The 15,197-nt window shown below is 64.9% G+C and carries 12 protein-coding genes and 2 pseudogenes; 6 read left to right on the top strand and 8 right to left on the bottom strand.

Annotation, left to right across the window (positions count from 1 at the left end; translation table 11 throughout):
* Positions 1-76 precede the first annotated feature (76 nt).
* The 8 genes and pseudogenes from QOD90_RS28915 to QOD90_RS28880 all read right to left on the bottom strand — a co-directional run.
* Positions 77-994, bottom strand: a pseudogene (locus QOD90_RS28915) (cytochrome P450); the annotation flags it as partial.
* Positions 991-2,217: a cytochrome P450 gene (locus QOD90_RS28910; RefSeq protein WP_526355578.1), complete on the bottom strand. Its 1,227-nt coding sequence runs from the start codon at positions 2,215-2,217 to the stop codon at positions 991-993. The pseudogene QOD90_RS28915 and the gene QOD90_RS28910, both read right to left, overlap by 4 nt.
* 10 nt (positions 2,218-2,227) lie before the next feature.
* Entirely contained in the window at positions 2,228-3,712 is a 1,485-nt protein-coding gene (locus tag QOD90_RS28905) for an aldehyde dehydrogenase family protein (RefSeq protein ID WP_526355576.1), read from the bottom strand.
* The gene (locus QOD90_RS28900) at positions 3,705-4,583 is read right to left on the bottom strand and encodes an SDR family oxidoreductase (RefSeq protein WP_526355574.1); all 879 of its coding nucleotides are present in this window, start codon (positions 4,581-4,583) and stop codon (positions 3,705-3,707) included. Before QOD90_RS28900 ends, QOD90_RS28905 begins: the two co-directional genes overlap by 8 nt.
* Positions 4,576-5,712 (bottom strand): spirocyclase AveC family protein, encoded by a 1,137-nt coding sequence (locus QOD90_RS28895; RefSeq protein ID WP_526355572.1) that lies wholly within the window; start codon positions 5,710-5,712, stop codon positions 4,576-4,578. The genes QOD90_RS28900 and QOD90_RS28895 overlap by 8 nt, the downstream gene beginning before the upstream one ends.
* Complete coding sequence (locus QOD90_RS28890; RefSeq protein WP_526355570.1) at positions 5,709-6,830, bottom strand: ABC transporter substrate-binding protein; 1,122 nt, start codon at positions 6,828-6,830, stop codon at positions 5,709-5,711. Before QOD90_RS28890 ends, QOD90_RS28895 begins: the two co-directional genes overlap by 4 nt.
* A gap of 81 nt (positions 6,831-6,911) precedes the next feature.
* Complete coding sequence (locus QOD90_RS28885) at positions 6,912-7,760, bottom strand: AAA family ATPase (RefSeq protein ID WP_526355568.1); 849 nt, start codon at positions 7,758-7,760, stop codon at positions 6,912-6,914.
* Positions 7,761-7,805: 45 nt separating this feature from the next.
* Complete coding sequence (locus QOD90_RS28880) at positions 7,806-9,449, bottom strand: nitric oxide reductase activation protein NorD (RefSeq protein WP_526355584.1); 1,644 nt, start codon at positions 9,447-9,449, stop codon at positions 7,806-7,808.
* A 196-nt stretch (positions 9,450-9,645) separates the two neighbouring features.
* Here QOD90_RS28880 and QOD90_RS28875 point away from each other — a divergent pair, with 196 nt between their 5' ends.
* The 6 genes and pseudogenes from QOD90_RS28875 to QOD90_RS28850 all read left to right on the top strand — a co-directional run bounded on the left by QOD90_RS28875 (position 9,646) and on the right by QOD90_RS28850 (position 15,156).
* A complete protein-coding gene (locus QOD90_RS28875) occupies positions 9,646-10,941 on the top strand; it encodes a TetR/AcrR family transcriptional regulator (RefSeq protein WP_526355566.1) in 1,296 nt (431 codons plus the stop codon).
* 120 nt (positions 10,942-11,061) lie between these two features.
* Positions 11,062-11,943, top strand: coding sequence for a mycofactocin-coupled SDR family oxidoreductase (locus tag QOD90_RS28870; protein ID WP_526355564.1), 882 nt, complete (start codon positions 11,062-11,064; stop codon positions 11,941-11,943).
* Complete coding sequence (locus tag QOD90_RS28865) at positions 11,944-12,078, top strand: hypothetical protein (RefSeq protein ID WP_526355586.1); 135 nt, start codon at positions 11,944-11,946, stop codon at positions 12,076-12,078.
* 20 nt (positions 12,079-12,098) lie between these two features.
* Positions 12,099-12,851 (top strand): spirocyclase AveC family protein, encoded by a 753-nt coding sequence (locus QOD90_RS28860; RefSeq protein WP_526355582.1) that lies wholly within the window; start codon positions 12,099-12,101, stop codon positions 12,849-12,851.
* A 53-nt stretch (positions 12,852-12,904) separates the two neighbouring features.
* Positions 12,905-14,104, top strand: coding sequence for a cytochrome P450 (locus QOD90_RS28855; RefSeq protein ID WP_526355562.1), 1,200 nt, complete (start codon positions 12,905-12,907; stop codon positions 14,102-14,104).
* 37 nt (positions 14,105-14,141) lie between these two features.
* Positions 14,142-15,156: pseudogene (locus QOD90_RS28850) on the top strand (NAD(P)H-dependent amine dehydrogenase family protein).
* The last annotated feature ends 41 nt before the right edge of the window (positions 15,157-15,197 follow it).

Genomic DNA, 15,197 nt, shown 5'->3' with positions numbered 1-15,197 from the left:
AATCAAACTTCCACCACCCAGATATAAACATCAAAAAACACACATACCCAAAAATAACAACAACAAAACTGATCTAGGTGCGGGCCAGCCGGAAGTGGCTCTTCACCGGGCTCTCCATCCGCAGCGACTCCTCGAGGAAGCCGGGGATCAGTGCGCGGTCGTCACGCAGGATCTTCTGAAGGTCCGGCCGCTCGGCGATCACCCGCATGGCCGTGCTGAGCAGCTTGGTGGTGGTCTCCATGCCCGCGGCGAACAGGAACGTCGACAGTTTGACGACCTCCTCGACCTCCGGGATCGAGCCGTCCGGATAGGTGGCCGCACCCAGTTTGGTCAGCACGTCGTCGCGCGGCGCCCGGCGCCGATCGGTGATGTACTCCCGAAACTTGTCGTCCAGCCAGGCAAGCGGGTTGTGCGCGACGGTGTCACCCTCGTTGATGTCGCCAACGACCTCGTTGCCCAACACTCGGCGGAACTCGGCATGGTCCTCGACGGGCACCCCGAGCAGGTCCGCGATGACGAGCATCGCGAACGGTTTCGCATAGTCCTCCATGAACTCACATGAACCGTTGGCCACGAACGTGTCGAGTTGTTGGTCGGCTAGCCGCCACATGAAGTCTTCGTTCTCGCTCAACCGCTTTGGCGTAATCAGCTTGCTGAGCAGCCCCCGTGTCTTGGTGTGGTCGAAGGAGTCCATCGTGACGACGTGCTCGGCCATCGGGATGGCCGACCGGTGTTCTTCGATGAGCGTGCCGATGTCGTCGCCCTCTGGCGCAAAGGGAAGGGGCGGAAAGGGTCCCGCGACCGCGACGCATGACGAGAAGGCGGGGTCCTTATAGACGGCAAGCGCCTCGGGGTGCCCGGTGACCGCGACGACGCCATGCTGCGTCGCCGGTCGCACCGGGCCTTGCGACCGGAGATAGTCGAAGTACGGGTACGGATCTCCTACCAACGACGGGTCGAAGAAGTAGTCGACCGACTCGAAGTCCTGGGTCACGTCGCAACCACCGGGTCGAACAACACCGGCAAGGAAGTCGGCGAACGAAACACCTGACCGCGGATGTGCGGATCGCCACCGTCGGGATCCATCCGGAGGTTGGGTAGCCGATCGAGCAGAAGGTTGATGGCAGTGCGCATCTCGAGGCGGGCCAGGTGCATGCCCAGACACACGTGGACGCCATAGCCCCAGCCGAGATTTCCCTTCGCCTGTCGGAAGATGTCGAACGCATTCGGGTCCGGGTAGCGGTCGTCCTGCCGGTTTGCCGCCCCCAGCATGGGCATCACCGTCGCGCCCGCGGGAATGGGCACCCCGCCGAGTTCGGTGTCCCGCGTCGCAACACGTGTGATGGTCAGCAAGGGGGACTCCCATCGCACGCCCTCTTCGATCGCCTGCGGAAGCAGCGAACGATCGGCGCGGACTGCTTCCAGTTGCGCGGGATTGGACAGGAGCCCGAAGAGCAAGCTGCCCAGTGAGCGGTACGTCGTCTCGACGCCGGCAGGCAGAAGAAGTCGCAGGAACGAATAGATCTCTTCGTCCTCGAGCTTCTCGCCGTCGATCTCGGCGGCGGCGAGCGCGCTGATCAAATCGTCCTTCGGTTCGGCTCGGCGCGCCTGCAAAATCGGCGCGAAGTACTCGCATAGGGCCGCGGACGCCGCGAGGCCTCGTTCGGGATTCATCATCCAACTCAGCAGCGAGATGGACCATCGTTGGAACTGCGGATAGTCCTTCTCCGGAAGGCCGAGGAGGCCGGCGATGATCTGGCTCGGGTAGTCGAAGGTGAACTCCTTGACGAGGTCGGCCGAACCGTTTGCCGCGAATCGATCGATCAGACCGTTGCCCACGCGGCCGACGAGCTGGTCTTCCCACCTGGCCAACGACTTCTGGGTAAAGGCCTTGGAGACCAGTGACCGCAGCCGCCCGTGGATGGGTTCGTCCACGCCGAGCATCACCCGCTCACCCAGCACCGGGCCGAACGCCGCAATCACACCGGATGACGAGTAGGTCTCGTTGTCCCGCAGCATCTCCTGGATGTCCTCGTGCCGGTATGCGATGAACATCGGCAACGATTCTTCGTGCGGCATCATCCCGGACGTCTCGAGCCGCTGCACGGGCTCCTCGCGCCGCAGCCGGGCCAGCTCGGTGTACGGGTCGCGCACGTCGCCGGATACCGCGTCGTCGAACGACCCGAAGTCTTCGAGATCATCGAAGAGTTGTTCCATGCCTGCTCCTCTATTGGGCTGGATAGGCCACGGATTTCACTTCCGTGTACTGGCTGAATCCGACGAGGCCGTTCTGGCGACCGACGCCGCTGTCCTTATAACCGCCGAACGGCGTGTCGGCGCCGTACCCCGCGGTGCCGTTGAGCCCGATGAAGCCGGCCCGCAGCCGCCGCGCGACGGCGAGCGACCGGTCCAGCGAGCTCGACATCACGTTTCCCGCCAGCCCGTAGGGGCTGTCGTTGGCGATGCGGACGGCGTCGTCCTCGTCCTCATAGGCGATGACGGCCAGGACGGGCCCGAAGATCTCCTCCTGGGCGATCGTCATGGAGTTGTCGACGTTGGTGAAAAGGGTTGGACTGACCCAGAATCCCTTGTCGAACTGTTTCGGTGGCTCGGTGCTGCCGACGAGCATCGTCGCGCCCTCGTCGACGCCCTTTCGGATGTAGCCAAGGATGCGTGCCTGCTGCTTGGCCGAAATGACGGGTCCGCACAGTGTTCCGGGATCCTGCGGGTCACCGGCCGGGATGTTCTCGTAGATGCCCTTGAGGATCTCGACGCCCTCGTCGTACCGAGAGCGGGGCAGCAGCATCCGAGTCGGGGCAGCGCAACCCTGGCCAGCGTGCATCAAGGGGCCGATCCCGATGAGGCACGCCATGTTGAAGTCTGCGTCCTCGAGCACAATCGTGGCCGACTTGCCGCCGAGTTCGAGGAACAGGCGCTTCATGGTCGCGGCGCCCTTCTCCATGATCCGCTTCCCCACCACCGTCGAACCGGTGAACGAGATCATGTCGACCTTCGGCGACAACGTCAGCTCTTCACCGACGAAGTGATCTGACGCGGTCACCACGTTCACGACGCCCGGCGGGATGTCGGTGTGCTCGGCAATCAGCCTGCCGAGCCGGGTGGCGTTGAATGGCGTGTCGGGAGCCGGCTTGAGCACCACGGTGTTTCCGGTCGCCAATGCCTGCCCGAGCTTGTTGATGGTGACTTCGAACGGGAAGTTCCACGGCACGATCGCGCCGACCACCCCGACGGGTTCGTGCCAGACCTTCCGCGTCGTGTTGACGCCGGTTACGGACACCACCTTGTCGCCGAGATCGGTTTCCCACGGAAAGGTTTCGATCAGCCTGGCCGGGTACTTGAGCCCGTCCTCCATCGGCGCGTCCAACTGCGGTCCGTGCGTGACGGCGCGTGGGGCGCCCACCTCCCTGATGAGTTCCTCACGTAGCTCTTCGAGTTCGCCCTCGATCGCTTCGTGCAGCTGTTCCAGGCACCGCTTGCGCAGTTGATGGTTGGTCGACCAGTCGGTTTCGTCGAACGACCGCCGGGCCGCGTCGATGGCGCGGTGCATGTCAGCCTTCGACGCATCGGTGACCTCGCCGAGCACCTCCTCGGTGGCGGGGTTGACGTTGGCGAACGTACCTGCCTCACCGTTGACGAGTTTGCCGTCGATCATCATCCGTGACTCGTAGGCCGCTGCCGTGGTTTCAGTCATCAGCACCACGCAGTGCACCGTGCCGCGGTAGTCCGAGCGCCAGCCGGATCAAGTGGTGCATACCCGATCCAGGAAGAAGTCTGTTGCACAGCAACAGCATCCGCGCATCGGGGCCAACCCCGTGCTTGCGAAACGGTCCGCGGTCCTCCAGCGCCTTGGCCAGCCCGATCGCGAAGCGCTCCGGTTGTCGTGCGAATCTCGTCGCGAAGCGGCCCCGAGTGTTCATGGGGTTGTGCAAGCGCGCGTAGGGTCCGTCGAAGTCCCGATCGTCGGTGGTGCCCGCATCGGTGATGATGTCGGTGTCGTACATTCCGGTGACGAGTATCGACACGCCAAGGCCGAAGGGCGCGATCTCACCCGCTAGCGACTCGCCCCACCCCTCGAGTGCCCCCTTCGCCGATGAGTATGGCGCGGTGGCGGGCATCCCACGAACGCCGTTGACGCTCGAGACCAGTACGACCCGACCGCGGCCGGCTTCCCGCATCACGGGCAGCAGCGCCTTCGTCAGCGCGACGGGGCCTAGCACGTGGGTCGCAAACATGCGCTCCCACAATTCGATTGATACCTCTTCCACCATGCCCGCCGCTGAGATGCCCGCATTGTGCACTAGAGCATTCGGTGCGCCGACCGCCTCCTGAACGAACTTCGCGGCGGCGGTGATCGACGCGAGGTCCGTCAAGTCGAGCGGCACGGCGATGAGGCGGTCGTCATCGTGGCCCGCCCCCGTCGCGTCGCGCAACAGCGCTAGGCCTGCGTCCGGTGATCGCATCGCCGCGACCACGCGCCAGCCTTGTTGATAGAGATGTTTGGCAGAGGCGAAGCCGAGACCCCGGGAAGCACCGGTGATGACGACCGTGCGCGGCTCAACCATTCCCGTGCCCCGGCGCGCAGGCCCCCTGGCCCGGCGGCGGCGGTCGTACCTCCGGCCGCCCATTGGGCATACCGCTCGGCCACGTCGCCCACTTGCCGACGGAGTACGGCCACTGGGCGCCAGCCTTCTCGTAGTAGCCCTGCGGGTCATACACTTTCGCCTCTGGGTAGGGCCACGGACAGGCGACTGACGTCGCCGCGCCGCTGGCCTTGATGACCGCGAACCAGGCGCCGTAGGCGAAGTACGACACGTTCATGATCGCGAACATCACCACGAAGGTGCCCAGCACCGGCTTCTTCGGGAACACCCTTGCCCTGGTGGCGAGCTTCTCGGCCACCGACTTGCCGGTGTCATCCCGGTAGCACAGGATCGCGGCGGGAACCATCACGAAGCACACCGACAACGACTCCCAGATCAGCGGAAACTGGAACGTCGTGCCAGCGAAGAGTGACCCGAACGGAATGACCTGCGAGTAGACGTACATGCCGGTCCGCACCAGGAAGATCTCCAAGCAGGCGTCGAAGATGAAGCCGATGACCAACGCCAGCGCGCCGAGGCTGATCAGCGGGTGCCGCGACACGAATGCCTCGGGGCCATGTTTCGCCTGCAGCCTTCGCAGTATCCAGACTGCCGGGAAGTACGGGGCGAAGTAGAACATCACGTAGCCGAACACCAGGAACGGTTCCACGCTCGGCGACAACATCACCAGGGGCCACGATTCGGGCCAATGCAACAGCTCGGGGTTGTACACCGCAAACGGCGCCCAGTTCATGATCGGGTCCTGCCACACGATCAGCGTGGTGCACAGGAACATCAGCATGACCGGACTGCCCGGGTTGCGCTTCCAGCCGACGACGAAGACGACGATCAACGCAATCAGCGCAATGACGGTGCCTGCCTCGTGGAGGTACACCCAGTGGTCGAACCCGAACAGGAACTCGACCGGCCGTGGCCTGCCAGCCACATTCGGGTTCGCGACGCGAGGGTCCAGATCCCTTCGCGACGACAATGCGAACAGGGCGAAGAACGCCATCAGAGCGACGAACCCAATCCAGCCGCCCCAGTTCCGGGTAGCGGCAGGCTTGGCGGGCGCACGCTCCGCTTCCGCCAGCGGTTCGCGAGTGGTCATCGATCTTCCTCTCCGAAGCGGTCGACGAGTCGTGAGTTGACGCCGTCCGCGTCCAGCATCCGGGCCACCAGATAGCCCGACCCCATCCAGGCCCTGCGAGTCCACTTGCCCAATGACACCCGGGTTCCGGGTGCACCCGAGGCGGCGGGCATCATCTTCACCCGCTCGAGTGCTTCCTTCACCCCGCGCGGACTCAGTGGATGGGCGTCGGCGAAGGCACGCACCAAGGTGGCGGCCACGTCGCGGTTCACCACCGGCACACAGAATTCGGGGCGACTGCCGTCGTATTTCGTCGCGTAGCGATCCAGGAAGTCCTGACCGATCGCATTGCCCTCGTCGTACTGGTCGACGCCAACCCAGCCCATGAACGCGTTCCACATGACGGGGTTGACCCAGGCGTTCTGGAATGCGGTCGTGGTGAACCGCGGCGGGTCCCAGTCGACGGCCTCTAGCGCGGGGTTGATGAATACGATTCCAAAGCCGAATCCGAGGTGCACGATTGCTTCGGCCTTGGCATCGTGCAAGGTCCGGACGGCTTCGTCGATGTCCTGCGCGGTCTGGGCAATGGCAGCCTCCGCGACGATCCGAATACCCTTGCGAGCAAATGCCTTTCGCAGGTTCTTCACGTAACTCTCACCGATGAGGTTCTGTTCGACGAGCACGCCGATCTCGGCGATACCACGTTTGGCCACCAGGTCGGCCAGGAATATCGGTTCGTCGGTCAAGGAGCCCTGAGGAAATGCAAAGGTCCACTCGCCGAGCCAGTCATCGGTGCCGGTGACGCTGATCGCAGGCACGCGGAAGCGCTCTTCGATCGCCTCGCGCGTCGGCACACAGTTGTCGGTGATGTGCGGTCCGAACACCACCAGGCAACCCTCGTCGACGAGTTCCCCGAAGGCGTCGATCACGGCCTTCACCGAACCCTTGGGTAGGCCCTCCACCTCGCGATAGATCATCTGCACCTGGCGATCGATGACGCCCTGCTCGACGGCTTCGGCGAAGACTAGGTCGAAGCACCGGGTAAAGGAGGCCTGCAAATCCTCCGGAAACCCAGGCGGCAAAGTGAAGTCCATCAGGTAGCCGACCTTGATCGGTTCGGAAGTACTTTCGTAGGACACCCGACCTCCGTTGGCCACGAGAACCGTGCCATTGTCAGAACCTAATATTTGTTCAGAGTCTAGATGGGACGCCGTCGAGCGTCAATCGGTCGGACCATCCGGTCGGCCGAGATATACGTCGATCAGATCTTCGAGCCCACGGCCCATCATCGCGTCGTCGGTGAGCGGACCGACCACGGCGGCCCTGGCTGCCACCCGCAGCGGCAACCCCTCGGCGACCAGCCGGCCCGCCGCGATGAGCACCCGCGTCGATGCCACTTCCCGCAGCGCGCCGGTCTCCAACCGGCGGATGACCTGGCCGAACCGCACCAGCTCTGCCGCGACCGCGCGTTCGACTCCTGCTTCGTGCGCGACGATGGCCTCTTCCACGCCCGGCGCGGGGAAGCCGAATTCGATGGCGACCATTCGCTGTCTGGTGGAGTCCTTGAGGTCTTTGAGGACGCTCTGATAACCCGGGTTGTACGACACGACCAGCCCGAACCCTGGCGCGGCGTCGAGTGTCACGCCTAGTCGCTCGATGGGAAGCTGGCGCCGGTAGTCCGCCAGCGGATGCAGCACGACGGTGGTGTCTTGGCGCGCCTCCACCACCTCGTCGAGATAGCAGATCGCCCCCTCGCGAACCGCCCTGGTCAGGGGCCCGTCGACCCACACCGTTTCGTCGCCGTGCAGGAGGTATCGGCCGACGAGGTCGGCGGTGGTCAGATCGTCGTGGCACGAGACCGTGATCAGCGGCCGCTGCAAGTCGTAGGCCATGGCCTCGACGAAGCGCGTCTTCCCACATCCGGTCGGACCCTTCAGGAGGAGCGAGAGTCCCTGGCGATAGGCAGCTTTGAATACCGCGCCTTCATCGCCGACGAACTCGTAGTAGGGACGCGTCGCGTTCGGTCGGGCGGGCGCACCGTTTTGACTCGCGAGTCGTTGCTCGTCCATCGACGTCACCTCCCTCCAGTCGCGCTCCGCTGCGGTGCGCCGAGCCTAGCGCGGAACAGATGTTTGTTTCAAGGATGTCCGGCGCCGCACCTCCGCCGAGCGCAGGGCCGACCTGAGCAAAGGCCCGATGACGCCCACCAACTGCTCGGGCCGATCGACGGCCGCATGCGCCGCTGTACCGAACACCCTCCGAAGGGACGCTGTGTCGAGGCTCGCGCCCACCGTCAGACACACGCAACCGGTCCCCCTCCTGCGTGCCTCGGTGAGTGCGCGCCGGGCATCGGCTGCGCCGTACCCACGCTCATACCCGTGGTCGTAGGCCAATCCGTCGGAGATCACGACCAGTACCCGCCGCGATGTTCCGCCCTGGCTCTCCAGGACGGCTGAGCCGTGTCGGATGGCCGCCCCCAGTCGCGAGTATGCGGCCGGTTCGAGGCTGTTGAGCCGTTGGACGACGCGGCCGTCGAGGTGATCGTTGAACCGCTTGACCGGAACCAAGTCAACGGCGCCGCGGCCACGGGAGTTGTAGGCGAACAGAGCCACCCGGTCGCCCAGATCGTGCAGCGCAACAGTGAGATTGGCGGCAGCCACCAGCTGTTGCTGATGGACGGTACGCCCCAGGGTGCCAGGCTCGGCGGCCGATCCGGAGATGTCGAGTAGCACCAGCGCAGACAGATCCCTACGCCGACGCAGGCTGTCGAGGTACACCGCTTCGTCGGGCACCGAGCCCGCCCTCAACTCGACCCGTGCCTCCACCGCGGCGTCGATGTCGATGTCGTCGCCCTGCGCCTGTCGATGCTGGCGGTGAAGCCCCATCCCAAGCCGTGCCAGCGGACGACGAAAGGCCAAGGCGTCCTCGATCACCTGGCTAGCAGACGGCTTCACCTGCGGCTCGACCTCGCGCACCGTGCACCAATCAGGCCGGTAGCGCCTTCGGTTGGCGTCCCATTCCGGGTACGTCACGCCACCGGTCCGGATATCGACGCATTCCTCGGAGTCCGGTGTCGCCGTCGACGAGACGGCGTTTGCCCCCCGGTTCGCCGAGTTCGTGCGGTGCGTTGGGGAATCCGCGCCCGGTGGCCCTCCTCCGCTGCCGACGGAGTGCCGCTGTGACGACAACATCTTCTTCAGCCACTTACCGAGGAATCCACCGCCGCCGACCGGACTGGTGAAGAGGTCCGGGCCGCTGTCGGCATCCGCGATCTCACCGTCGTCGAGTTCTTCGAGTTCGCGGTTGCCATCGCGACGCGGGACGTGCCCCACCGACTCGTGGTCGACCGACTTCGCCCGTCGCTCACTGGCGGCCAGCACCTTCCTCGACCGGATCATCCCGAACGCCTTCGGCGACTTGGGAACTGCGTGCTTCCCGGTCGCGATCGACAGCGACTCGGCAGGCGAGTCACTGCGCCCTGCGGTGGTGGGATCCGCCAGCGAGACGAGTACGGCAGGAAGGAGGCCGGCATTCGCAACGAGCGCCCGATGCCCCTCGATCGCGAGATATCTCTCGGCCGTCCGCGCGCGACGCACCAGAGCCCGAACGATGTCGGCATCGAGGCTTTCCGCCGCGACGAGCGACGACTGTACGGCGACTTCCTCGAGAATCGCCGACGGAGCCGCCGTCGCGTCGACGAAGATGGTCTGTCCGTCGGTCCACGGCGGGTCACCAGGACACAATGGTTCCAGCGCCATCGACCGACCGGCCAACGCCGACGCCACCGTGACGAACCGGTCCAGTCGATCGCCACCGACCACGGATCACCTCCGGCTGCGTTGACCAAATATCTGTTCCAAGGTTAGGGTTCGCGCCGGAGCCAGTCAATCGCATGTGCTGCGCCCCATTCGTGTTCCGGGTCGCTAGACTCTGACTCTCGAGACACGGGAGGCGATGACGGTGCGCAGTTCCAAGCCCGTGCCGGACACCGCAGGCACCGAAGTGTCCCGCGGCGAGGCAACCAGGCGCACCGAGATCCTCGAGACCGCGAACTCCGTCATCGCGGCGTCCGGCTTGCGCACGTCGTTGCAGCAGATCGCCGACGCGGCGGGCATTCTCGCGGGCAGTCTGTACCACCACTTCGAATCGAAGGAAGCCATCCTCGTCGAGCTGGTACGCCGCTACCACGCCGAACTCGACCGGATCGGTGAAGCCGCACTGGCGCGACTCGACCAACCCGACTCGCGTCCCCTTCCCGAGCAGATCATCGAATTGGGCTGCGCCATCGCCAGATGCGCGGTCGAGCACCGGGCCGCGTTGCAGATGTCATTCTTCGAAGGTCCCAGTGCCGACCCCGAACTCATGGCATTGACCAAGCAACGGCCCGCCGCCATCCAGGCCGCGATGCTGCAGTTGCTGCGCGCCGGCCGGTGGAGTGGATACATCCGGTCCGATCTCGAACTCCCCACCCTCGCCGACCGGATCTGTCAGAGCATGCTGCACGTCGGACTCGACGTCATTCGACACAAGTCGTCCCCAGAACGGGTGGCGACCGTGTTGTGCCGCATTCACCTCGACGGTCTCGCCAGCCGACAAGCCACCGACGCCGCGCTCGACCGCTCGGCAGCGTTCGCCGCCGCCGACGACGTCATCAAGACCTGGGGCGACGGCGACGAAGACGGCGACGACAAGGCCGTCCACGTCCGTGCCGTGGCTCGCGCCGAGTTCGGCCGCCGCGGCTACGAGATGACCACGATCCGCGACATCGCCTCCGCCGCAGGTCTTGGCACCGGCACCGTCTACCGGGTGATCGGGTCCAAGGACGAGCTGCTGATGTCGATCATGCTGTCATTCGGCCACAAAGTCGGCGGCGCTTGGTCGGACATCCTTCGCTCGAAATCCAGCCTGGTCGAGAAGCTCGACGCGTTGAGCTGGCTGAACATCAACGCGCTCGACCGCTTTCCCGACGAGTTCCGCATCCAACTCGCGTGGATGCGCCAGACTCCCCCAGACGTCGCGGAGCCGGGCTGGTCGTACTCCACCAGGGTGCGACAGATGAAGGCCTTGCTGTCCGAGGGCATCAAGAGTGGCGAGATCCGCATCGACACTCCGACGGTCGACATCCTGGCCCGTTGTGTCATTGGGGTGCAATGGATTCCGGAGAACATTCTCCGCGAGCTCGGCACTAACGGGGCACTCATTCACAGTCGTGACACGGTGCTGCGAGGCATCGCCATCCGCACCGACTGACGTCGGCCCCTCCGCTCTCCCCGGTGGATTCTCGGCGAGGGTCTTGCGTCCGCATCACCTCGGTCCCTAAGCTGGAACAAATATTTGGGGCGACGATGCTCGGCGGACAGGGGAGGTCGGATGGCAGGTCGACTCGAAGGCAAGGTCGCGTTCATCACCGGCGCCGCGCGCGGCCAGGGCCGGGCGCACGCAATCGCGATGGCGAGGGAGGGCGCCGACATCATCGCGATCGACATCTGCAGGCAGATCGAGTCGAACCCATATCCGCTGGCCACACCCGACGACCTGGCCGAAACGGAACGCGCCGTGAAAGAAGCCGGGGGCCGCGTCGTCGCGAGGATCGCCGACGTGCGCGAGCGCCACGAGCTCCGCGAGGCGGTCGATGCGGGGCTGGCCGACCTCGGCAAGATCGACATCGTCGTCGCCAATGCGGGAATCCTTCCGATGGCGATGGGCAGGCCGCACGACGCGATGTCCTTCGTCGATGCCTCCGACGTCGACCTGCTCGGCGTGATGAACACCGTCGCGGTGACGGTGCCGCACCTGCCCGACGGCTCATCGATCATCGTCACGGGTTCGACGGCGGGGATGATTCGCGGTACCACCGACAACCCGAACATGGGCCCGGGCGGTGCAGGCTACGGGTGGAGCAAGCGCGTGGTGATGGAGTACGTCGAGGAGATGTGCATGCATCTCGCTCCGCGGATGATCCGGGTGAACGCGATTCATCCGACCAATTGCAATACGCACCTGCTGCAGAACGACGGCATGTACAGCATGTTCCGTCCCGACCTCACCGCAGCGGGTAAGCAGGCCACCCGCGAGGACGCCGAGCCGCTGTTCACCATCTTCCAGGCCATGCCCATCCCGTACATCGAGCCGGAGGACAGCGCCAACCTTGGGGTCTTCCTCGCCAGCGACGAGAGCCGCTACATCACCGGACAGCAGATCCGAGTGGACGGTGGATCTCTCCTCAAGTGGCCCAACGGCCCGGGAGGATAGGTGAACGGCGGCGTAATCATCATGTTGGGCACGCTGTTCGGGCTAATCACCGTCATCTTCGGCCTCGTCCTCCGGTTCGATCCGGAGGCACGCCGAGCCCCCAGCCAGCAGCACAATCCGGAAGCCCCGAGTTGACGCCGATAGTGACGGCCGCCATGATCTTCGCCTACCTCGGGGGGATCGCGTTCCTCGCCATCGGTTGCTACCTTTCGTACCGCCGCGGCCGCCTCCACCCACTCTTGCTCCTGTGCATCTCGGCGATCTCGTTCTCCTGGATCGAGGCGCCCTACGACTGGGCGATGTACGCGCAGTTTCCACCCGCTCTGCCGCGCATGCCGTCCTGGTGGCCGCTGAACATGACGTGGGGTGGTGGACTGCCGTCATCGGTGCCGATCGGCTACATCCAGTACTTCGTACTGCCCGCGGTGATCGGCGCCCCGCTCGGTCGATGGCTGAGCTCGAAGTTTCACTGGCGCAGGCCGATTACGCTCTTGGTCGTTGGCCTCGTCGTCGGATTTCTGTGGGCTCTCCTCTTCAATGGGTTCGTGGGTGCCCGACTCGGCGTCTTCTACTACGGCCGCGTGATCCCAGGGCTGGCGATCTTCGAGGGGTCGATTCACCAGTACCCGCTCTACGACGCTCTCGCGATGGGTGTGCTGATGATGGTCTTCACCTACCTACTCGGGCGTACGGATTCTCAAGGGCGCAACGTCATCGACACGTGGGCCGACTCGAAGACGACGAGCCGATTCGGATCGGCGGCGCTGTCCATCGTGGCCGTCGTCATCGTCGGAAACGTGCTCTACGGCGCGGTCTTTGCCCCCCACCTCGCCACGAAGTTGGGCGGTTGGGTGACGTCGGGACCCGACGTCGTGTTGTTCCCCGGCGTGCCGATTCAGCCGCCGTAGGAATCCATCCAGGTGACTAGTTCGCAACCCATCGGCAAGACTGAGGAGCGCTCGTGAACGAAACGATCACGGCCGAACCGTATTACGATCCATACGACTTCGCCATCGACGATGATCCCTATCCGGTGTGGCGGCGGCTCCGCGAGGAGGCACCGCTCTACCACAACCGCGAGATGGGCTTCTTTGCGCTGAGTCGCCATGCGGACGTGGCACCGGGGTTGACCAATTGGGAGACCTATCGGTCCGGGAAGGGCACGACCACCGACATCATCATGTCCGGAGTCGACGTGCCGCCGGGCATCATCCTGTTCGAGGACCCGCCGCTACACGATCTTCATCGCAAGTTGCTGTCAGGGGTATTCACCCCGAGGCGGATGGCCGCCGTCGAGCCGAAGGCGCGCGAATTCTGTGCGCGCGCACTCGATCCCCTCATCGGATCGCCCGGCTTCGACTTCATCGCGCACATCGGCGCGTTGATGCCGATGCGCACCATTGGCTTCTTGCTCGGCATCCCCGAGCAGGACCAGGAAGCCATTCGCAACCACAGTGACACCACCATCACCCTCTCCGACGGCCGACCGGGCGAGGTCGACCCGGACATGTTCGCCAAGACCATCGGCCAGTTCGCCGAATACGTGGAATGGCGCGCGAAGCATCCGTCCGACGACTTGATGACGGATTTGCTCAATGCCGAAGTGGAAGAGTTGGACGGTACCCGTCGCACCCTGTCGCGCGTCGAGTTGCTCACCTACATCAGCACCGTCGCGGGCGCGGGCAACGAAACCACCACTCGGCTCATCGGTTTCATCGGCCAGCTGTTGTCCGACCATCCGGACCAACGGCGCGAACTCGTAGCCGACCCCACGTTGATCCCCGCGGCGATCGAGGAAGTTCTTCGCTACGAGGCGCCATCGCCGGTCCAGGCGAGGTACCTGGCTCGCGAAGCCGAGTACTACGGCACCACCGTTCCCCAGGGCTCGGTGATGCTTCTGCTCAACGGTTCGGCCAACCGCGATGGCGCGCAGTACACCGACGCAGATCGCTTCGACATCCATCGCAATCCACGGCATCTCAGTTTCGGGCACGGGCTGCATTTCTGCCTCGGGTCGGCCTTGGCGCGGATGGAGGGCAGGGTGGCACTCGAAGAGGTATTGAAACGGTTCCCCGACTGGGAGGTCGACTACGAGAACGCCTCCCGGGCGCGCACGGCGAGCGTTCGAGGCTGGGCGCGGCTACCCGCTACCGTCATGTGATCCCCCGAGAAGGAGGTTGACCCTTGCCGAAGTCCCCATCCGAGTCGCGGTCTGGTCGACCGGCGGCATCGGAGCCATCGCCGTACGCGCCGTCGATGAAAATCCCGACCTGGAACTGATCGGTGTCTGGGTTCATTCGCCGGACAAGGTCGGGCTCGACGCGGGTGACATCGTTGGGGTTGCCCGATCGGTGTGACCGCTACCGACGACGCGGCCGCCTTGATCGACATGCGGCCCGACTGCGTCGTCTACGCGGCGGTTGGACCAGAACGCGACGGGGCCGCAATTCCCGACTACGTCCGACTGCTGCAGTCGGGGATCAACGTCGTCACCACCACGGTCAATCGGCTCATCCACCCACCCACCTTCCAGCCGCAAGGCTGGTGCGATCAGTTGACCGAAGCCGCCCTCGCCGGCGGCGCGTCGTTGTACGCCAGCGGCATCGAACCTGGTTTCGCCGCCGACCATCTGGTGCTGATGCTCGCCACCCAATCGAAGACCATTCGCTCCATCCGGGCCACCGAGGTTGCGCTGTACGACGACTACCCGGTCGTCGACACCATGATGAACGCAATGGGTTTCGGGCAACCGCTGGACTTCGCTCCGATGCTGGCGACTCCCGGCGCGATCGGCTTTCAGTGGGGGCCCGGCCTTCACGTGATCGCCGACGGCCTCGGGCTCGAGATCGACGAGGTCCGCGAGAGGTTCGACCGAGTACCGACCGACCGCGATCTCGAGGTGGCCTTCGGGACGGCCAAGGCAGGCACGTGCGGGGCGCTGAGGACTCAAGCCATCGCCGTCGTCGACGGGCGGGAGGAGAGAATCCGGTCTACCGCGTGCGCATCGAAGGCGAGCCCGACATCGCCTGCGACATGTCGGCAACCGTGGTCGAACCCACGGCACCCGGTAGCAAACATGACCTCGGGTGCGGGAGCGATGATTTCGACGGCGATGCGGGTCGTCAACGCGATCCGTACGTGGTGGACGCCAAGCCCGGCCTGCTATCGGCGATGGACCTCCCACTTACGCTTCCGCGGCACGCATTTCGTTGACAACGTCATCCATCGCCGCGTCGACTGTGCAGTACCTGATC

Origin of the sequence: Mycobacterium sp. (genome assembly GCF_032161845.1) — a bacterium.
In the GTDB taxonomy this organism is placed as follows: domain Bacteria; phylum Actinomycetota; class Actinomycetes; order Mycobacteriales; family Mycobacteriaceae; genus Mycobacterium.
This window is presented reverse-complemented; position numbering and strand designations above follow the sequence as displayed.